The organism is Verrucomicrobiia bacterium (assembly GCA_035946615.1).
In the GTDB taxonomy this organism is placed as follows: Bacteria; Verrucomicrobiota; Verrucomicrobiia; order Limisphaerales; family UBA8199; genus DASYZB01.
In genome coordinates, this window is the sequence record DASYZB010000096.1 from 24600 (window position 1) to 43635 (window position 19036).

Genomic DNA, 19036 nt, shown 5'->3' on the forward strand with positions numbered 1-19036 from the left:
CTTTTCGCAAGAGAGCACTGCGAATTTCTTTCAATGAACCAGTTGTCCGAATAAATTAGCCCGGTGCAATCCGCCACGCAGGACTTGTTGCCGCTGCTGAAGCAATTCTTCGGCTTTGCAAGTTTTCGTCCTTTTCAAGAAGAGATCATCCGCGACGCGCTGGAAGGCAAAGACGTGTTCGCCCTGCTGCCGACCGGCGGGGGCAAATCGCTTTGCTTCCAGTTGGCGGCGATGGCGCGAGGGGGTCTGACGGTGGTGGTGTCGCCGCTGATAGCCCTGATGAAAGACCAGGTGGATGGGCTCCAGGCGAGCGGCGTGCCGGCGACCTTTCTCAATTCCTCTTTGGCAAGCGGCGAGGCGCGCGAGCGGTTGCGCGCGTTGCGCCAGGGAGAATATCGGTTGCTGTATGTCGCGCCGGAGCGGCTGATGCTTTCGGGTTTTTTATCCGATTTGCAGCGGCTTCAGGTCAATCTGCTGGCTATTGATGAGGCCCATTGTATCAGCGAGTGGGGACATGACTTCAGACCCGAGTACCGCCAACTGGCCACGTTGCGCGAGTTGTTCCCTTCGGCCCCGTTGATGGCCTTGACGGCGACGGCGACTGAACGGGTGCGCGGGGACATCATCGGACAGCTTAAGCTGCGCCAGCCGCAGTGTTATGTGGCCAGCTTTAACAGACCCAATCTGACCTACCGCGTTTTTGCCAAGCTCAAGCCTTACGCGCAGTTGCTCGAATTCGTTCGCAGACGGCCGCGCGAAAGCGGCATCGTTTATTGCCAGGCGCGCAAAACCACCGAGAGCCTGGCCGAACGGCTGAATGAGGACGGGGTCCTGGCGAAGGCCTATCACGCGGGCCTGACTGCCGGTGAACGCACCCAAAACCAGGAGCTGTTCCTGCGGGACGAGGCGCGGATCATTTGCGCGACGATTGCCTTTGGGATGGGCATCAATAAACCGAACGTGCGTTTCGTTATCCATTACGACCTTCCCAAGAACCTTGAGGGTTATTACCAGGAAACGGGCCGGGCAGGCCGGGACGGGTTGCCGAGCGAGTGCGTGTTGCTCTTTAGCGCCGGGGATGTGATGAAACAACGCAACTTCCTCGATGAGAAACCGCCCCATGAACGGCAGATCGCCCGCCAACAGCTTGAACAAATGGTCCATTATGCCGAAAGCGCTATCTGCCGCCGGCGGGAGATGCTCGAGTATTTCAGCGAGGCGTACCCAGAGGAAAACTGCGCCGCTTGCGATAATTGCCTGAGCCCGCGCGATACCTACAACGGGACGGTAGTTGCCCAAAAGTTTCTTTCCTGCATTTATCGCATCCGCCAGCAGAGCGGGTTTGATTTTGGCCTTAACCAGGTGGCCGAGGTCCTGACCGGGGCCGATACGGAAGGTGTCCGCAAATGGAACCATCAGCAGGTTTCGACTTACGGCATCGGCAACGAGCACACCCGTCCCGAATGGAAGGCGATTGGACGGGAGTTGATCCGGCTGGGCCTGGTGCAGCAGGCCGCCGACAAATTCAGCGTGCTATCGCTCACGCCTGCGGGCTTGGCCCTGCTCAAGCAGCGTCAAACGGTGACGCTCACCAAGCCCGTTACCGCTCCCGAGCCACAGACCCATCGGGTCGGAGAGATTGCGTGCGACGAGGTGCTATTCGAGCGCCTGCGCAAGCTGCGCAAGCAACTGGCCGACCAGCGCGCCGTGCCGCCTTACATAGTTTTTTCCGACGTGGCGCTGCGGCTCATGGCCCGGGACTATCCTTCCAATGCCGTGGAATTTACGCGCATCAGCGGCGTCGGGGAAAAGAAGCTGCGTGAATTTGGCCAGGTTTTCCTGGCCGAGATAGCCGCTCACTTACGGACCTGCCCACGGCAGATTTTTGCGGACTCCTTTGCGCCTGGCGCAAGCATCCCTGCTCGCGCGCGCCTGAGTGATACCGCCCGGGAAAGTCTGCGTCGATTTCAGGCTGGAGAAAGCCCGGAGCAGATCGCCTCGCATCGGAGCCTGGCGGCCGGGACGATTTATGGGCATCTGGCAGACGCTATGATGGCCGGGGAGCAAATCGATGTGAACATCTTTCTGACCGCCAGCGAACAGGACGAGATACGAGCTGTGCTCCAGCGGGTGGGTTCAGTGAATCTCGGGCCGGTCTTCCAGGCGCTGGGTGGCCGCTATGATTATGGCCGGCTCAAGCTCATGCGGGCTGCCATGGCCCGCGCGCCCGTCTCAAAAGGCATTTGAAGCCTCTGATCGTTGAGGGAATGGAAGACCATATCCACATTTGTTGCATTGAACGATGACGGCGGGGCTTTCAAGCGTCGCTACGCGACGGGTCACTCGCTGAGCCTTACATGTGTTGGATAATATTATCCCCGAATTCAGAGCATTTGATTTCGGTCGCCCCCTCCATCTGCCGCGCAAAATCATACGTCACGCGCTTGGAACCAATCGCCCCATTGAGTCCCTTGAGGATCAAATCGGCGGCCTCCGCCCAACCCAGGTAGCGAAACATCATCTCGCCACTGAGCACCACGCTGCCGGGATTGACTTTATCCTGGTTGGCGTATTTCGGGGCGGTGCCGTGAGTGGCCTCAAAGATGGCGTGACCCGTGATATAATTGATATTGCCGCCCGGGGCGATGCCGATGCCCCCGACTTGCGCGGCCAGGGCATCGCTGAGGTAATCGCCATTGAGGTTCAGAGTGGCAATGACGTCAAAATCCTCCGGGCGGGTCAGGACTTGCTGGAGCGTTATGTCCGCGATGGAATCCTTAATGACCACACCCTCGGGTGTTTTGCACCAGGGACCGCCATCCAGTTCCACGGCCCCAAACTCGCGTTTGGCCAGCTCGTAACCCCAATCCCGAAACGCACCTTCGGTGAACTTCATGATATTGCCTTTATGGACCAGGGTGACGCTCTTGCGTTTTTGGCGGACAGCATATTCGATGGCGGCTCGTATCAGGCGCTCGGTCCCGGGCTTGCTGACCGGTTTGATCCCGATGCCGATCTGGTCGGCTGCCTCTTTGCTGAACCGAATTTTTTTGAGGGCGGCAGGCAATTCACGCTCCATGAATTCGAGGAGCTTCCTGGCCTCGCTGCTGCCGGCCTGGTAGTCGATTCCGGCATAGATGTCCTCCGTGTTCTCGCGAAAGATGATCATATCAACCTTTTCCGGACGTTTTACCGGCGACGGAACGCCACGGAAGTACTGGACTGGGCGCAGACAGACATACAGGTCGAGCATCTGGCGCAAGGCCACATTCAGCGAGCGAATCCCGCCGCCGACCGGCGTGGTCAGCGGTCCTTTGATGCCGACAAGGAATTCTTTGAAAGCTTCAATCGTGTCATCCGGCAGCCAGTTATCAAATTTCTCCTTGGCAGTCCCGCCGGCAAAGACTTCGAACCAGGCGATCTTGCGCTGGCCGCTAAAGGCCTTCTGGACGGCGGCGTCAAACACCCGCTGGCTGGCGGCCCAAATATCGGGCCCGGTGCCGTCGCCGCGGATAAACGGCAGAATCGGATTATCGGGAACGGTAAGCCTGCCATTTTTAATGGAAATCCGGCTGCCTTGGGGCGGAGTGATGTCTTTGTAGGCCATGGTAAATCGTGATTCTATTTTCCAGATTTAAATTCAGGCGAGAGATAACGGCAAGCCCCAGGAAAGCAAGCACGATTCGATTCTGTCGTGCGCCCTGACCCTTTTGGGGCCTACAATTCCCGCCAATCGTCGGCGCCGTAGCCCTTCATTGGCCCCGCGTTGAGCAGATTCTCGTCGTAATGGAAATTGAAATGGCCATTGATGCTGATGGTGTTCGCAACGACTGAGCCGACAACGTTGTAGGTGCTGCTTCCGCCCCCACCGAGACTGAAGGCAGCCTCCGGGGCGTAGAGAGTCCCGGTAAAGGAGGAATTGCCGCTGAAATTAATCGAGGTGTTATTGGTGGTTCCGAAATAATTGAGGTTGCCGGCGTTGCCCCCATCGACCGTGCTGGCGCCCGAAAGAGTAAAACTGGGACCAGCCATATAGATGACGAGATGACCCGCATCAGTCCCTGGACCAGCGACACGGATGTTACTGGGGCTGGCATTGCCCGTCAGCAAAAGCCGGACATCGGAATTGGTGCCGACATAGAGGTTGCCGGTCAGGTTGTTCACTTGGTAATCGCCGCTGCTGACGGTGATGACGTATTGATAGCTGACGCCATTGATGACGGAGGGGACGCCGAGGGGCGCCAGGGGCAGCCAGGTCGTTTGCGGAAGCGCGACGTCGCCGAAATCCGCGTTGAAATTGTAATAGACGTCGCCGGTGATCGTTCCATTTTTGCTGATACTGTTGGTGCCCGTGGGGCTCAGATACACGTTGCCGTTCACATTGCCATTGTTGACGTTGATGATGCCCTCGGAGCTGGCAATGTCCCCATTCGTGCTGGTCTTGGCGGGGTCATAGAGACCGCCGGTGCTCAGGTTTGTATTGGCCGAATTGAAGCTGTCGGTATTAACACCATTGCCATTAAAGTTGATATTGTATTTGGCAGCCATCGCAACGGTGAACAAAGGAATATTGGTGGTGGTCACGAGTAACGTGCGGCTCAGGGTAGCGGCTAAAGAAGCTACCGCGACATAACCTGTCGAGTAAATGACCGGGCAGGAATCGGTGGTGTACTCAACACTGTAGGACCCGCTGCTCAGGGCGCGCGACATGGGCCCGTAAATCCCGCCCGAGGGTTGCCCCCAACCATTGGCCGCGCGGTCGATCACCGGCTGGGGCGTGGCGGGGTTTAGTTGAGCTAAAGCCTCTTCCACTCCCGACTCGGCGATGCCCAGGGCTGAATTCCAGGCCTGCGAGCGCGCCAGCATGTTGCGTTGGGTGCGGCTCAGGTTCAGGTAATAAAACAAAAACAGACCCAGAGCACCGGCGATTACAAGAGTAAGGATCAAAACATTCCCTTGCTCTGAAGATCGAAATCCAACTGTTCTTTTCATGCCACAATCCAATTTCTCCACGCTTGGCTCCGCCTGGATTGAGCCAGCGCAGGTTCCAATGCAGGCGCCAATAGCTGATCTGTCCCGCTTATTAATCTTGAAGCAGCAAGTGCAATGCCGAAGACAAAAGAAAACTGAGGGAAAAAGGGGTACTACTGGGCACTCTTGGTGGTTTACCAGGGCGGCTGCAGGGAGTTTTACTGGACGCTTTTTTCGGCTTTATGGGCGTCGCTCCGTTTACCCAATCCGCCTGGGCGCCCAATCCCGAGATAGGGGCGCCCGAGACCCACAGTGGACTGACCAATACCGATGGTGGACTGGCCGATGCCGATCGTGGACTGGCCAATTCCGATGGTGGACTGCCCAATACCGATCATGGACTGGCCGATGGCGACATTGGATAATGGCCGGGTTCCCTGAGTCTGCTGGGAGCCAGTCCAGCCCTGCCAGGCCCCATGGTTTCTCAAGCGGCGTTGGCCTGTACCGAACAGGGGACGAATTCCTCCGGCAGTATTATCAGGCTGAGAATCCGAAACAGCTACCGGGGCCGCGATGTCAGTGGGACCGTTAACGAAGGGGCTGTAGGGGACCCAGATTCCGTTCTGATAGGTCTGCCATTGATTATCGTGCCAGAAGACTGTGGGTTGGCCGATAATAGTAGATTGTTCGCTTCCCGCGCGGCTTGCCGATGAGCCGAGCACAAAGATAGCAGCCAGAACACTCAGCCGTAGAATCGAGCAACTCATAATTTATGCTGATAATATAACACGGATCATTCGGTTATCCAAAGCAATCCAGGCCAGTATTTGTTCGGATAATCGGAGCCTCCTGACGTCCGCTCCTACAAAGGCGCTCGAGGCTGTTCAGCGGGAGATATCGGTCTGGCGCAGCGTGCGGAACTGGTTGCGGCGGAGGGTCTGCTCGGCCATTTCATTATCCTCAACGCTCAGGCCGATGATGGATTTGCCCTGCGGGTGGGGAATGAAGGTATAGAGATAATTAATGTTCAATTCCGCCTGCAACAACGCGGACATCAGCCGGCGCAGGTCCGTGCTGTCGGCTTCGACCGCCACCAGCTTGCTTTCTGAAAATGGAAAACCCTCTCGAAAGAGCAGCTCCCGGGCCTGTTCCGGATCGTCCACCACCACCCGGATAATGGCGCTATCGGTGGTGTCCAGCACGGTCAGCGCCAGGACGTGGACGTTGTGGGCTGCGAAAAGGCCGATCAAATCATGAAGACGCCCCAAGCGGTTTGGGGTAAAAACCGAGAATTGGACAATGGCGTCGGGCCGCCTGCCCTGTGTTGTCTCGAGCGGCATAACTCCTCATATTACCACAAAACCAGGCACACTCCACCGGCAACAGGGCCACAGGCGTAATCGGTTAGTGACGGCGGGCGCTGCCGCCTAAAGGCGGCGTTCCGCGCGTCCGGAACGCCGGCTTCAGCCGGCAACCCCGCAGTCACTGAGGCATTACCCACAGGCGGTCTCGGGACATTGGGACATTTAAAAAAGCAGCTTGGAATAACGCAACTTTCCGCTAAATTTGTGGTTTAAGTAAAAGAAGCTAATTTGTATGCCACAGTTTTCCTACAAAGCGCGCCGCCGTTCCGGCGAGGTGGTCGAAGGCATGATGGAGGTCGCCGACCGCTCGGCGGCTTTGATCCAAATCGAACGCCTCGGCTTGTTTCCTGTTGCTGTGGATGCGGCTAAAGGGGCTGCTCTAGCAATACCCGACCGGCCAGGCCGGCAGAAAACCGATTGGCGCGCTCTGCTGCCTCCGGCCTTGCGCACCGCTCTGACGCAGAAACGCAAACCCAAGCTGCAGGAATTAGCCACTTTCACCCAGCAATTAGCCAACCTGCTGCACTCAGGCATGCCGCTGACGGTTGCCCTCAACAGCATGACACATCTGGAGACCCGCGGTATTCCGGCTGATGTGAGCCGCGAATTGCGCCAGGACGTCATGGAGGGGCGCAGTTTGTCCGATGCAATGGCCAAGCAGCCGCGCATTTTCTCCGACCTTTACATAAACATGGTGCGCGCCGGTGAATCCAGCGGCGCCCTGGTCGAGGTCCTGCGCCGCATGGCCGACCATTTCGAGCGCTTTGCCCAAGTCCAGGCCAAGTTTACATCCGCCCTGATTTACCCGGCCTTTGTCACCGTTATCGGTGTTGGCATCATGTTCTTTTTCATGACTTACATGCTGCCCAAGTTCATGACCATTTTTCAGGGAATTAACGTGCCGTTGCCCGTGATAACCCAGATGCTCATCAGCATCAGCCATTTGTTCTCCGCTTATTGGTGGCTCATGCTGATTGTCATCGCGGCGGTGGTGATTCTGTTTAAGCGATTCCAGGCCACCACCGAGGGCCGGCGCAAGCTCGATCAATGGAAGATGAAGGCCCCCGTGTTTGGGAAGGTGGTCAAGCTGAACATCTTCGGCCAGTTCGCGCGGACGCTCTCGACCTTGCTGGAGAACGGCGTGCCGGTGCTCACCGCGCTCAAGATTACCGAGCAGATCATCCCCAATTCAGTCGTCAAAGAGGCTATTGCCAAAACGCGCGAGGAGGTCACCGATGGAAAGACAATCGCCCAGCCTCTGGCGCGCAGCAAAATCTTTCCCCAATTGATGGTCGATTTGGTGAAGATTGGGGAGGACACCGGGGATGTGCCCGGCGCGTTGAAGAATGTGGCTGATACGTATGAGAATGAACTCAATATCGCCCTGCGGGTGATGACCAACATGATCGAGCCGGTGATGATCATTGTCATGGCCGCGGGCGTTGGGTTCCTGCTCCTGGCCGTCCTCTCGGCGATGTTTGCCATCACCGCTAATATTGCGAGGTAGGCTGCATGAGGCGATTGCTCAAGCTCCAAAGGTCTTGCGACCGGCTGCCGGCCCAGGATTCGAAACGGAGCGCGTTGGAAGGGCGCGGTGCGTTCACGCTCATCGAAATCATGGTGGTCATCGGCATCATGGGCATCCTGCTTGCCTTGGGTGTGCCGCTCGTTTACAACGTCCGCCATCGCGCACCCATGGTCCAGGCGCTGCGCGACGTGCAGGAGGTCCTGAGCAACGCGCGAGCACGGTCCATTTTGCAGGGACGGGAAGTCGATGTGCTTTTTTTCCCCAAGGAGCGGCGTCTGGAGGTGGCTGCCGCCGTGGGAATGACCAACGCCGCGCCTGTGGTCGATGGGGCGGACAACCCGGTAGCCGTCAACGCTGCTCCGGTAGCCTCCGGTTCCGGCTTGTCGGCTCAGATTTCTGACCGGGTGGCGATTGACATGCTGGATATAAACCTGACTGAGTACAAGGACGCCGAACGGGCGCGAGTGCGGTTCAATCCCAACGGCACGTGTGATGAGATGACCCTCATCCTGCGCTCAGAGAAGAACGAGCAGGAAGGCATCAGCCTTGAGATTACCACCGGTCTGGCCTCGGTTCTCAATCAGGAGGACCTACAGAATCTGCGCTCGGGAAAGTTATGAGTCGAATACAAAAACGGGACGGCGGGCAAGCAGGCCGGGGAACCACCGCATTTACTCTCCTGGAGGTGATGATTGCCTGCGGCATCTTTTTTATGGTCACCTTCACCATCCTGGCCCTGGTCTCCAGCACCTTGCGCAATGCCCGGGCCTTGCAGCGCACGGATGTCGATGCCGGCATGGCCGCTGCCCAGATTTTCGAGACCATGAAAACCAACCGCCAGGACTCCGGTTCGCTCTCAGGCGATTTCGGCGATGCCTATCGGGATTACTCATGGGACGCCCAGTGGCAACCCTATGACACCAATGGCCTGCTCGAAGTCGATATTACCGTAAACCGGCATGGCACCCCGGCGCCCGTCGATTCGCTCGCCATCCTGGTTTATGATCCTAACGCCAAAGGCCAGTACGGGGTGAGGCCGTTTCAACCATGATTCTTGCGTTATTCAGCCGCCCCGCTGCCCGTGGCCAAACCACGTGCGGCGCCGGCGCCCCTTCCAAGTCCCGTCGAGGCGCTGGCTTTACGCTGGTTGAAATCCTGATTGCGATGGGCATTCTGAGCATGGTCCTGGCCGCCATTTACTCGACTTGGACGTCGATTTTACGAGCTACAAAGGTCGGCTTGGACGCTGCGGCAGCCGTTCAACGCGCGCGGATGGCCGCGCGAACCCTCGAAGAATCCCTTGGCTCAGCCCAATCCTTCGCGCTCAATCAGGACCTCTACGGATTCGTGGCACAAAATGGGAGTGACGCCTCGTTGAGCTTTGTCGCGCGCTTGTCCCAATCGTTTCCACGCAGTGGCAAGTTCGGCGCTTTTGATGTGCGGCGCGTGACCTTTTCACTCCAGCAAGGCGCCGATAACAGTTCCGAACTGGTTCTTCGGCAAAACCCGCTCCTGATGGACCCGGACATCGACGAAAAGGAACATCCGATTGTGCTGGCCAGGCACGTGAAGGAATTCAAAACCGAATTCTGGGACCCGCGCCTGCAGGATTGGACCGATGAGTGGCCCCAAACCAACCAGCTTCCGACCATGGTGCGGGTCTCTCTGCAACTGGCCGATAACGCCCATACCAGCATTGTGGGGCAGGAGGTCACGCGGGTCGTCAGCCTGCCCGCTGTGACGGTTCAACCGGGCTGGCAAATGCCCATGCAACCCCCGGGCGTGCCGCCCGGCGCCTTGCAAAACGCAAATCCAAATAGCAACCCGCAGAATACGCCGCCGTTGCAGAATCCGCCTGTGCTGCGATGAAGCTTTGTCCTATCACTTCCAGAGGTTGCGAGGTGTCAAGCCGGCATCAGATTGGGTTTGCTGCTCCGGTTGGTGTTCCACCCTGTCCTGTGGCCCATGGTTCTCGACAGGGCATCGCCCTCATCATCGTGATGATTTCGGTTTTCGTGTTGATGGTCCTCGCGGGCGGCTTTGCCTATTCGATGAGGGTCGAAACACGGCTCGCGCGCAACACCAGCAGCGAGACTGAATTGGAATGGATGGGGCGTTCCACAGTCGAATACACTCGCTGGGTTCTGGCTAATTCTCTGCTCGACCCCCAGAGGCCATGGGACTCTTTGGACCAACCCTGGGCTACGGGCCATGGGTTCCTGGGGCCGTCCAATGCCCCGATTGCCCAGGTCCAGAATCCGCTTCCGTTCAGGAAAGGAACGGCTACCTGGAAGATAACCGACCTCGAGAGCAGAATTAATATCAACCAGGCAAACGAGCCTCTGCTTCAGCAGTGCCTCATGGGCATGGGAGTGGACGCCGGCCAGATGACGCCCATCGTCAACTCGATTCTCGATTGGATTGACCGCGACGACCAGCCTCACGTCGAAGGCGCCGAGAGCGAGTACTACCAAAGCCTCAGCCCGCCTTATTACGCGAAAAACGGGCCTATCGACGACCTTTCCGAGTTGCTGCTTATCAAGGGCGTCACGCCCGATCTCTTCTGGGGGCCTGCCTCGACGAACCACGCTCCAGGAATTTTTTTGCCGCGGATTGACCGCTCAGCCGCTCCAAATGTGCCCGCCGGCTATCCTTTCGGCCTTGTCGATATCTTCACGCCCCTCTCGACGGGCAGAGTCAACATCAACACCGCCTCGGAACCCGTCCTCCAGGTTCTATTAAACGGGGATGCGATGGCCGCTCAACGTTTGATGGAGGTCGTACGTTCCAATACAGGCGCTGATGGCAACGCCATGCCCGTCGGCAGCCCCGGCTTCGGTGTTCCGGACGCCCTGGTCAGCGCCGGTTTGAGCCGGCAGGCCGCCATGGCCGCCAGCATGTACTTCGTCACCCGCAGTTCGACTTTTAAGGTGACAGTGGATGCGGAAATCAACGGCTACCACCGCACTTTCGTAGCTATCCTCGGCCGAATGAACCAGAACGATGTGAAGGTTTTGAACTTCTACTGGAAGGACTGAGAACCAAAATCATCTTCATCACCGGCGCAGATACGGGGGTCGGCAAGACTTTGCTGACATCGCTGCTCCTGGCTCATTTGCGGTCCCTTGGCGGGCAGGCCTTGGCCATGAAACCCTTTTGCTCGGGCGACCGGGCGGACGCCAGGCTGCTCCGTTCCCTTCAGGGCAATGAACTCACGCTCGATGAAATCAATCCTTTCTATTTCCGCCAGCCGGTCGCCCCATGGGTTGCTGCGCGAAATCATAGCCGCGCAATTGCGCTGTCTGAGGTCCTGAAGCCCATTCGACGCATTCAGGCTCGTTGCGATTGGCTTCTCGTTGAGGGGATTGGTGGGGTGCTGGTGCCGTTGGGCGAGGACTTTAGCGTGCTGGACCTCATCGGCTCGATGGCCGGCGATGTTCTGGTGGTAGCTCGAAATCGGGTCGGAGTCATTAATCATACCCTTCTTACCATTCGAGCGCTCAAAACCGCCGTTTGCGCCAACCGACGCACTCAGGTGATCCTGATGGGGACACGGAAACCAGACGTTTCCTCACGCACCAACGCGGAGGTTCTTTCCTCACTGCTACCCAGAGTCCCCATATTCTGTATTCCATTCCTGGGTGCGCAGTGTCGTTCCGCGCGGTCCGACAGGACCGTAAGCCATCAAATCCAAGAGACTCTTTCCCGAATTCTTGATCACCCATTGGGGGCGCACCAAGCCGTTTAGAGGAGAGACTCCTTACGTCGTCTCCTACACTCAGGAATGGCGGCTCGTTGCTTCGACTCTGTCATTAGCCCCGGCCAGCCTCTACCGGGCGCCCGTAGAACTGTTCGACTATGTGGCGGAAACCATTCTCGCCCATCTTTACAATCTCTATCTCACGGCGAGCGTTTTCTTCCGAGTCGCTCGCGTGGGCGGCGTTGACCATGATAGTCTGGCCAAATTCGCGCCGAATAGAGCCCGGCGGGGCCTTCGAGGGGTCTGTGGGGCCAAGAATATCGCGGATTTTGCGCACCGCTTCCACTCCTTCATATACCAGCGCAATGCACTTCTCGGTACCCGGTTTTTTCTGTTCTTCAGGAGTGGTTTCGGAGGGGGCGCGTCCGGACATAAACCGGACGATATTTTCGAACTGCGCATCGCCGAAAACGGGGCCCACCACGTTGCCGAGCTGTTGTTCCTGCTCCGGCCCGAGCCGCAGACCCATCTCCTTTTCAATCGCTGCTCGGGCTTTTGCGCCAACCACATCCTTCAGTTTGGTCCGCAGGACTTCACGGACCGGTCCATAGAAATCGACAGCCTGAGCCACGCTCATGCGATGCAGCTTAACTGCAATGATAAACAACCCGCTGCGGGAGAAAAAATCGATCATATTGCCGGGCCGCCCGGTTGGAAAACGGAAATTCTCCGGCTTAATCAGCACCAGGGTTCTCTGGGGCTTATCGTTGGGCTGATAAGCGTTTACGTTTTCGAGAATGCCGCCGTCCTTATCGGAATAGCGGGCCCAGATTCGCAGCTTCGCTTCGGCCTCGTCGGGAGTTGGGGCGGCCAGTACTGCCGGCTCGAAATAACGGACCTGGCCGTTTTCATCCATGATGAGGTCGCCGTAGGTATCGCGGATGGTCTCGCCACCGCGCCGGTCCGCGCTGATATTGCCAACGACCGAGCGGGTCTTGCGCACCGCGTCTTCGCCCTGAAAGAGCAACATCATAACGCGCCGCCGCCGACCGGACTTGGGATCGGCTGAAAAGTTCTGGAGGATGTACCTGTAAATCAGCTCCTGGATTTGCCGGTCCTGGGGGTCATTGGCTGAGATGGTCTGGTCCGAGTATTCCTTCACCAACTCGGGGCTGGGGGCAAACATGCGCGCCCCCACCATTTCCAGGCCAGTCCGAGTAATCAACCGGCTCAGAATGCCGCCGGTGCGCGACTTGTACAACGAATAGGGCGTTATGATGACGTAGGCGAGTTCCTGCGGCATACTCTTACTTGGCCGAGGAAGGCTTTGCCGGTTCCGGGCTGGCGGACGAGGGGTGGGGTGCGGCCGCTTTGCCGCCAAGGATTTTAAACATCACCGTGCCGCAGGTGGGGCATTTGCCTTTAATGGCTTTGCGCCCATTCTTCATCGTTTCCTCGACCCCATCGATGATTTCCTTTTTGGCTTTGCACTTGACGCAGTATCCTTCTGGCATAGAAAAAATGGCTGCCCGGCGCTTCATGCTCCGTGGCAGTTACGGGCAATACCTTATGGGGGGGGTATCCTCAGCGTCAACTGTGAAAGCGACAGCGGGATTGCCCTGGTGTATCCGTGTAAATTGTAAGTGACTTTCACACAATTGATTATATTGATTGCTCAGCGCTCCTATTTGGCAACTAACGGCTACTCATCAGGCACCAATTCAAGGCCGTTTCGGATGGTTTTCATCGTCTTATTGCCCTATACAGCTCCTGGCGGCTTTGCTAATGTCTGTCTCACCTATGGCACTGGACGACTTTCTACTGGATGCGGAAGACAAGATGAACAAGACCGAACTGGTGGTGGTCAATGAGTTTACGGGCGTCCGCACGGGCAAGGCCTCTCCGGCGCTAGTGGAGAATATCATGGTGGAAGTCTATGGGGCGCAAATGCGCATCCGCGAGCTGGCTGGCATTACGACTCCCGAACCGCGCACGCTAACCATTCAGCCCTGGGACGCCAACTCCCTCCACTCGATAGAAAAGGCAATCCAAAAAAGCAATCTCGGGCTCACTCCCTCGATTCAAGGGCGCGTCATTCGCTTGTTCTTTCCTGAATTGAGCGAGGAGCGGCGCCAGGAATTCGTCAAGATCGTGCGCAAATTTGCCGAGGACGGGCGAGTGGCTATCCGCCACGTGCGACGGGATGCCATGGAGCAGCTTAAAAAGCACGCGCACGACAGTGGCATCACCGAGGATGATGTCAAGCACGCCGAGAAAGAGCTTCAAAAGCTGACCGACGAGTACATCGGCAAAATTGATCAGCACCTGGGCAGCAAGGAAAAAGAAATCATGACAGTTTGAGAGCGCCAGTTTGAGAGCGCTACAGACTCTCTGAGGGCCTATTCCTGCCTCTCGGTTTGAACCGCTGCCGCTGTGCCGGAGTGCCGAATGTCCTCGGCTTCACAAAGGTACACGACTTCCTCGGCGACGTTTTTGGCATGATCGGCGATGCGTTCGAGGCTTTTAACCGCCACCATCCAATGCAGGCACCGGTTGACACTATCGGGGTTTGTGATCATGTAATCGGCCAACTGCCGGTGGATGTCTTTGTTCATTGCATCGACCTCTTTGTCTCGGGGAATCAATGCCCGGGCCATGGGGGCGTCCTGGTTGACAAAGGCATCCAAAGAACTTTGAAGTAATTGGAGGGCCAGTTGCGCCATTTGAGGCAGGGGGATGACGAGCTTCAAGGGAGGCTCCTGGCTCAGGTCGCGCGCGCGCTTGGCAATCTTGGTCGCTTCGTCGCCAACGCGTTCGAGGTTCTGGGAGATTTTCATGACGACGGCAATGAGGCGCAGGTCGCTGGCAAGGGGGGCTTTGGCCAAAAGGCGAATGGACATTTCATCGACATCGATTTCGAACCGATCGATGACAGTGTCATCAGCCCGAACGCGCAGAGCCAGATCGTAATCGCGTTTGACGAGCGCCTCGACAGCCTGTTTGACCGCCAATTCCGCATGGCTGGCCATCGTCAGCAGCAGGTTTTTCAATTCAGCCAATTCCTGGTCAAAGCGCAGCATATATCCTTAGCCGAAGCGCCCGGTGACGTAATCCTCGGTCTGTTTTTTCCCCGGGTTGGTGAAGATTTTCGGCGTGCTCCCGTATTCGATCAGTTCCCCCAAATAAAAGAACGCCGTGAAATCGGAAATCCGGGCCGCCTGCTGCATGTTATGCGTAACGATAATAATCGTGTAATCCTTTTTGAGCTCAAGAATCAAGTCCTCAATTTTTGAAGTCGCCAGCGGGTCGAGGGCTGAAGCCGGTTCATCCATGAGCACCACCTCGGGTTGGACCGCCAAGGCCCGGGCAATGCACAAGCGCTGCTGTTGGCCGCCCGAAAGGCTCACCGCAGGAGCCCCGAGCCGGTCCTTAACCTCGTCCCATAAGGCGGCCATCCGCAAAGCGTGCTCCGTGCGCTGGGTCAGGATGGCCCCATTGCGCACGCCATTGAGGCGCAGCCCAACCGTTACATTGTCGGCGATGGACATCGTGGGGAAGGGATTGGATTTCTGAAAGACCATGCCCACACGGCGCCGGACAATCACCGGCTCGACTTCGCGGCCATAGATGTCCTGGCCAAAGAGCCGGATTTCACCCTCCAACCGGGCGGTGGGGACCAATTCATGCATGCGGTTGAGCGAGCGCAGGAAAGTCGATTTGCCGCAACCACTCGGCCCGATGATGGCGGTGACGGCGCGCGCGGGAACATCCAGAGAGACCTGCCGGAGGACCTGGTTCTTTCCAAAGAATACGGAGAGATTGCGCGTAGTAATGGCCGGGATAGCAGGATTGGGCGCAGGGGTTTCCCCGCGGTGAGGGGGCGCTGGCCGGGGAGGCATGGCCGAGGAGGGTCTAGCTTCCTCGCTTGGAGTCGTCATAATCGTACCGTCCATTTTAGTCGCTCGATGCCATCTTAGGTTGGTTGAGCGAACCTGTCACGGGTTAGAATGCGGACGCTCACGTTGACAAGGGCGACTAAAAGGAGCAGGACCAGGGCGCCGGCCCAGGCCTGGCGAATCCAATCCGGGTAAGCGGATTTAGCATAATTAAAAATCTCGAGCGGGATGGCTGCGACGGGCTCGGAAAGGTTATGGTTCCAAAACTGATTACCAAGCGCGGTAAACAGCAAGGGCGCCGTTTCACCGGCTACCCGGGCCAGCGCCAGGAGGATGCCGGTGATAATCCCTTTGAGGGCAGTGCGGGCGACAATGCTGAGAACGGCGCGCCAGCGAGCGATGCCCAGCGCCAGGGCGGCCTCGCGGTAACCGCTGGGCACCAGCAAAACCACCTCCTCGGTGGTGCGCATCACCAGTGGAATCATAATCATGCCCAACGCCATGCCGCCCGCCCAGGCCGAAAAGCTGCGGCTTGGCACCACTACCAGGGCCCAGACTACCATTCCCCATATAATCGAAGGCACCCCGTTGAGGACGTCGGCGCCGAACCGAATCCACCAGTTCAACCGCGATGCGCCGTATTCGGCAAGGTAGATACCGCCCAAGACGCCGATTGGCACACCAATCAACGAGGCCAAACCCACCAACTCGAACGTGCCGACAATAGCGTTGGCCATGCCGCCGCCCGATTCGCCGACCGGCTTGGGCAGTTGCGTCAAAAAACCCAGGTTGAGCGACCCGAGGCCGGATTTGAGCACGTGAAAAAAGATCAAAACCAGAGGCGCCACCACCAGCAAGGCGCAGGCGCAAGTGATGGCCTGCATGCAGGCGTTTTTGAACTTGCGCCACGCGTGGAACGAGGTGCCTTTCATGGATTTGGGGTTCATGGTTGCTGCCGGAGCGAGGGGCCGGCAAAGGTTTTTAGCAGGACCTGGGCGAGGGCGTTGACGAGCACTGTTACCCCGAGCAACACCAGGCCGATTTCGAACAGGGCGCTGAGATACATGTCCGTCGTGGCCTCGGTGAACTCGTTGGCTACCACGCTGGCCAGCGTGTAGCCCGGTGCGAAGAGGGATGCAGCAATTTCGGGGCGGTTGCCGATGACCATGGTGACCGCCATGGTTTCACCTAGCGCGCGGCCCAGGCCCAGAATGATTGCGCCAAAGAGTCCCTTTTTGGCGTAGCTCAACACGGCAATCCTGGTGACTTCCCAGGGCGTGGCGCCGAGGGCATAAGCCGCTTCGCGCTGGAGGCCTGGGACGGCCCGCAGGATTTCGCTCGAAACCGAGGTGATAATGGGCAGGATCATGATGGCAATAATAATCCCGCCCGCCAGCATGCTGACCCCGTAAATTGGCCCCTGGAACAGAGGCAGAAAACCCAGCGTGTGACGCAGCCAGGCAAACAGATGCGTCCGGCACCAGGGCACCATGACAAAAATGCCCCACAAGCCCAGGATCACGCTGGGCACTGCGGCGAGCAGTTCGATAAAGAGCCTCAGCACCTGGCGAGCCCATGGCGGCGCTACTTCGGTAAGGTAAACGGCTGTGGCGATGCTCAGCGGCACTGCGATCAACAAGGCAACCGCCGAGGAAACCAGCGTCCCGAAAATAAACGGTAGCGCGCCGAATTGTTCGCTTACCGGGTCCCAATTGGAACTGGCAATAAAGCGCCAGCCGAACTTTCGGATAGCGAGCTGCGAGCCGTGGGCCAGCTCGTAGCCGATGAGCCCAATCAGCACGAATATCGATAGTGCCATCAGGAGCGTCAGCCACTTAAAGGACTGGTCGCCCAAGGCGCGGCCCGGCACGGTTTGGGGTTTGGTAAATAATCGGGTATCAGTCGCGAGGTTCATTAGTATTTGATTGTCGCGATGCGCTGGAGCACCCGGGCTTTCAACCCCTCCGGCAGCGGCGCGTAATCGAGCGCTGCAGCCATGGCTTCTCCCTTGCGCATGGCCCACTGGAGAAACTCGACCAGCTTCTTGCCCCTAATCGGGTCCTTCTGTTGTTGATAGACCAGCAGCCAGGTCGCCCCAGCGATGGGATAGGCCTTCGCCCCCGGCGGGTTGACCATTGAAAAGCGGAAGTCGTCGGGGATTTTAGCCGTTGCGAGCGCCTCGGTGACACTTTCCAACGAGGGCGCAATGAAATTGCCGGAGGCGTTTTTGAGCAAGGCGAAAGGGAGTTTATTCTGGTGGGCATAAGCCAGTTCCACATAGCCAATCGTGCCCGGCAACTGTTTGACCTGGCCGGCTACGCCCTCGTTGCCTTTGGCCCCGAGCCCGGTGGGCCATTTGACCGAGGTATTGCGTCCGACATGGGTTTCCCAATCTTTGCTCACGCTGCTCAAGTAATCGGTAAAGATGTAAGTCGTGCCGCTGCCATCCGAACGATGGACGACGATAAGGTCCATATCGGGTAAATTGACCGCCGGATTGAGGCTCTTAATTCGAGGGTCCTTCCAGGTGGTTATTTTGCCTTGAAAAATGTCTGCAATGAGCGGTCCATCCAATTTGAGGGTTGGCTGGCCCGGCAGGTTGTAGGTGACGACCACGGCGCCGGCGACCGTGGGGATATGAAGAATCTTTCCAGGGGCTTTGGCAAGGTTCTCATCGCTCATCGGGCCATCCGAGGCGCCAAAATCAACGGTTTGTTCGAGGATTTGCTTCTGGCCCCCCCCTGAGCCGATGGATTGATAATTAAACCGGACCGATGGATCGACTTTGACGTACTCGTCGAACCATTTCGAATAGAGCGGATTGGGAAAGGTTGCCCCCGCCCCGTTGATGAGCATCTGCGCCCGCGCGCCTGGTTGCCCGCACACCAGCCCGGCTGCCAAAACCATCAGACTGAGTTTTTTCATCTATTTTGACCCTTTAGCTTCGAATTGCATGTACCGTACAGCCATTTGGCCGGATTGTGCTACGGTTTCGCGTCAAGAACGTTACAGTTCTGTTACAACCCGTGCGGCGGAGGTTGCCGCGAAGGAACGCAAAGAAAGAAGAAAGTCGGGGGGGAGACAAACCACAGGCACGGAGGTACGGAGAAAGAACGAAGGGGGTTCTTGCAGTCGCTCTCTCTTACTTTGTGTTGAAAAATGAACAGCACGGAAAGGAGGGACAGCAGGGAAACTGAAGTATTGGAAAATAGCGTTAGTTACCGTTATTTACCGTTTATCTAGCGATATGGAGGAGCAGTCAGCTGGGGAAGGTGAAGGAAACTGAGATAGCTCCGGTTGACTCCGGTTGGCTCCGGTTGACTCCGGTTTTTTGGGGAAGAGCAGACTGGGGGAAGGCAATGGCCAATAACCAATGGCCGATAGACAACGGAAGGGGTGGGGCAAAATGAGCGAAGTGCAATTTGGCGCAACCGGCGACCGGTGGGCGGGTCGGTGGGAAGACTGAACAGGAGGGGACTAAACCACGGGGGCACGGAGGAAGAGGACGGTTGGGCTATCGGGACCGCCGCGGGTTGCAGTTACATTTGGTGAGATTTGGTTTGATTCAGTTCGGATG

Annotated in this window: 18 protein-coding genes and 1 pseudogene; 7 read left to right on the top strand and 12 right to left on the bottom strand. The window is 57.6% G+C overall.

The window, feature by feature from the left end; translation table 11 throughout:
* The first annotated feature begins 63 nt into the window (after positions 1–63).
* Positions 64–2247 (top strand): DNA helicase RecQ, encoded by a 2184-nt coding sequence (recQ, locus tag VG146_13730; protein ID HEV2393407.1) that lies wholly within the window; start codon positions 64–66, stop codon positions 2245–2247.
* 106 nt (positions 2248–2353) lie between these two features.
* Here the strand turns inward: recQ and icd are convergent, their stop codons facing one another.
* From icd to VG146_13750, 4 genes are all read right to left on the bottom strand, one after another.
* Positions 2354–3607: an NADP-dependent isocitrate dehydrogenase gene (gene icd, locus VG146_13735; protein HEV2393408.1), complete on the bottom strand. Its 1254-nt coding sequence runs from the start codon at positions 3605–3607 to the stop codon at positions 2354–2356.
* A gap of 110 nt (positions 3608–3717) precedes the next feature.
* On the bottom strand, positions 3718–4947 hold the full coding sequence (locus VG146_13740; GenBank protein ID HEV2393409.1) for a hypothetical protein: 1230 nt from the start codon (positions 4945–4947) through the stop codon (positions 3718–3720).
* A gap of 242 nt (positions 4948–5189) precedes the next feature.
* Positions 5190–5738 carry a hypothetical protein gene (locus VG146_13745; GenBank protein HEV2393410.1) on the bottom strand — a complete coding sequence of 183 codons (549 nt, stop codon included), beginning with the start codon at positions 5736–5738 and terminating at the stop codon, positions 5190–5192.
* A gap of 117 nt (positions 5739–5855) precedes the next feature.
* Positions 5856–6311 (bottom strand): acetolactate synthase, encoded by a 456-nt coding sequence (locus VG146_13750; protein ID HEV2393411.1) that lies wholly within the window; start codon positions 6309–6311, stop codon positions 5856–5858.
* 256 nt (positions 6312–6567) lie between these two features.
* Between VG146_13750 and VG146_13755 the strand changes: the two genes are divergently transcribed.
* From VG146_13755 to VG146_13775, 5 genes are all read left to right on the top strand, one after another.
* Positions 6568–7842, top strand: a complete 1275-nt coding sequence (locus VG146_13755; GenBank protein HEV2393412.1) for a type II secretion system F family protein — start codon at positions 6568–6570, stop codon at positions 7840–7842.
* 5 nt (positions 7843–7847) lie between these two features.
* Positions 7848–8483, top strand: a complete 636-nt coding sequence (locus tag VG146_13760; protein ID HEV2393413.1) for a type II secretion system protein — start codon at positions 7848–7850, stop codon at positions 8481–8483.
* Entirely contained in the window at positions 8480–8914 is a 435-nt protein-coding gene (locus VG146_13765; GenBank protein ID HEV2393414.1) for a hypothetical protein, read from the top strand. The genes VG146_13760 and VG146_13765 overlap by 4 nt, the downstream gene beginning before the upstream one ends.
* Entirely contained in the window at positions 8911–9732 is an 822-nt protein-coding gene (locus tag VG146_13770; GenBank protein HEV2393415.1) for a prepilin-type N-terminal cleavage/methylation domain-containing protein, read from the top strand. Before VG146_13765 ends, VG146_13770 begins: the two co-directional genes overlap by 4 nt.
* A gap of 89 nt (positions 9733–9821) precedes the next feature.
* Positions 9822–10901 carry a general secretion pathway protein GspK gene (locus tag VG146_13775; GenBank protein ID HEV2393416.1) on the top strand — a complete coding sequence of 360 codons (1080 nt, stop codon included), beginning with the start codon at positions 9822–9824 and terminating at the stop codon, positions 10899–10901.
* Here VG146_13775 and VG146_13780 read toward each other — a convergent pair.
* The 3 genes and pseudogenes from VG146_13780 to VG146_13790 all read right to left on the bottom strand — a co-directional run bounded on the left by VG146_13780 (position 10886) and on the right by VG146_13790 (position 13077).
* Entirely contained in the window at positions 10886–11341 is a 456-nt protein-coding gene (locus VG146_13780; GenBank protein HEV2393417.1) for a hypothetical protein, read from the bottom strand. The genes VG146_13775 and VG146_13780 overlap by 16 nt on opposite strands.
* A 334-nt stretch (positions 11342–11675) precedes the next feature.
* Positions 11676–12866, bottom strand: coding sequence for a nucleoside-diphosphate kinase (locus VG146_13785; GenBank protein ID HEV2393418.1), 1191 nt, complete (start codon positions 12864–12866; stop codon positions 11676–11678).
* A gap of 70 nt (positions 12867–12936) precedes the next feature.
* Positions 12937–13077 (bottom strand): annotated as a pseudogene (locus VG146_13790) (DUF5679 domain-containing protein).
* A 292-nt stretch (positions 13078–13369) separates the two neighbouring features.
* Between VG146_13790 and frr the strand changes: the two are divergent.
* Positions 13370–13924 carry a ribosome recycling factor gene (frr, locus tag VG146_13795; GenBank protein HEV2393419.1) on the top strand — a complete coding sequence of 185 codons (555 nt, stop codon included), beginning with the start codon at positions 13370–13372 and terminating at the stop codon, positions 13922–13924.
* A 38-nt stretch (positions 13925–13962) separates the two neighbouring features.
* On the opposite strand, the gene phoU is transcribed toward frr, so the two are convergent.
* The 5 genes from phoU to pstS all read right to left on the bottom strand — a co-directional run bounded on the left by phoU (position 13963) and on the right by pstS (position 18384).
* The gene (gene phoU / locus VG146_13800) at positions 13963–14643 is read right to left on the bottom strand and encodes a phosphate signaling complex protein PhoU (protein HEV2393420.1); all 681 of its coding nucleotides are present in this window, start codon (positions 14641–14643) and stop codon (positions 13963–13965) included.
* 6 nt (positions 14644–14649) lie between these two features.
* Positions 14650–15462 carry a phosphate ABC transporter ATP-binding protein PstB gene (gene pstB, locus VG146_13805; protein ID HEV2393421.1) on the bottom strand — a complete coding sequence of 271 codons (813 nt, stop codon included), beginning with the start codon at positions 15460–15462 and terminating at the stop codon, positions 14650–14652.
* 74 nt (positions 15463–15536) lie between these two features.
* Positions 15537–16406, bottom strand: coding sequence for a phosphate ABC transporter permease PstA (gene pstA, locus VG146_13810; protein HEV2393422.1), 870 nt, complete (start codon positions 16404–16406; stop codon positions 15537–15539).
* Positions 16403–17374, bottom strand: a complete 972-nt coding sequence (pstC, locus tag VG146_13815) for a phosphate ABC transporter permease subunit PstC (protein ID HEV2393423.1) — start codon at positions 17372–17374, stop codon at positions 16403–16405. The genes pstA and pstC overlap by 4 nt, the downstream gene beginning before the upstream one ends.
* On the bottom strand, positions 17374–18384 hold the full coding sequence (gene pstS / locus VG146_13820) for a phosphate ABC transporter substrate-binding protein PstS (GenBank protein ID HEV2393424.1): 1011 nt from the start codon (positions 18382–18384) through the stop codon (positions 17374–17376). The genes pstC and pstS overlap by 1 nt, the downstream gene beginning before the upstream one ends.
* Between the last annotated feature and the right edge of the window lie 652 nt (positions 18385–19036).

What these genes read in the sequence shown, in the direction of transcription:
- icd (HEV2393408.1), bottom strand. Translation starts at nt 3,607, where the DNA reads ATGGCCTACAAAGACATCACTCCGCCCCAAGGCAGCCGGATTTCCATT.
- VG146_13745 (HEV2393410.1), bottom strand. Translation starts at nt 5,738, where the DNA reads ATGAGTTGCTCGATTCTACGGCTGAGTGTTCTGGCTGCTATCTTTGTG.
- VG146_13750 (HEV2393411.1), bottom strand. Translation starts at nt 6,311, where the DNA reads ATGCCGCTCGAGACAACACAGGGCAGGCGGCCCGACGCCATTGTCCAA.
- VG146_13755 (HEV2393412.1), top strand. Translation starts at nt 6,568, where the DNA reads ATGCCACAGTTTTCCTACAAAGCGCGCCGCCGTTCCGGCGAGGTGGTC.
- VG146_13760 (HEV2393413.1), top strand. Translation starts at nt 7,848, where the DNA reads ATGAGGCGATTGCTCAAGCTCCAAAGGTCTTGCGACCGGCTGCCGGCC.
- VG146_13765 (HEV2393414.1), top strand. Translation starts at nt 8,480, where the DNA reads ATGAGTCGAATACAAAAACGGGACGGCGGGCAAGCAGGCCGGGGAACC.
- VG146_13770 (HEV2393415.1), top strand. Translation starts at nt 8,911, where the DNA reads ATGATTCTTGCGTTATTCAGCCGCCCCGCTGCCCGTGGCCAAACCACG.
- VG146_13780 (HEV2393417.1), bottom strand. Translation starts at nt 11,341, where the DNA reads ATGATTAATGACTCCGACCCGATTTCGAGCTACCACCAGAACATCGCC.
- VG146_13785 (HEV2393418.1), bottom strand. Translation starts at nt 12,866, where the DNA reads ATGCCGCAGGAACTCGCCTACGTCATCATAACGCCCTATTCGTTGTAC.
- phoU (HEV2393420.1), bottom strand. Translation starts at nt 14,643, where the DNA reads ATGCTGCGCTTTGACCAGGAATTGGCTGAATTGAAAAACCTGCTGCTG.
- pstB (HEV2393421.1), bottom strand. Translation starts at nt 15,462, where the DNA reads ATGCCTCCCCGGCCAGCGCCCCCTCACCGCGGGGAAACCCCTGCGCCC.
- pstA (HEV2393422.1), bottom strand. Translation starts at nt 16,406, where the DNA reads ATGAACCCCAAATCCATGAAAGGCACCTCGTTCCACGCGTGGCGCAAG.
- pstC (HEV2393423.1), bottom strand. Translation starts at nt 17,374, where the DNA reads ATGAACCTCGCGACTGATACCCGATTATTTACCAAACCCCAAACCGTG.
- pstS (HEV2393424.1), bottom strand. Translation starts at nt 18,384, where the DNA reads ATGAAAAAACTCAGTCTGATGGTTTTGGCAGCCGGGCTGGTGTGCGGG.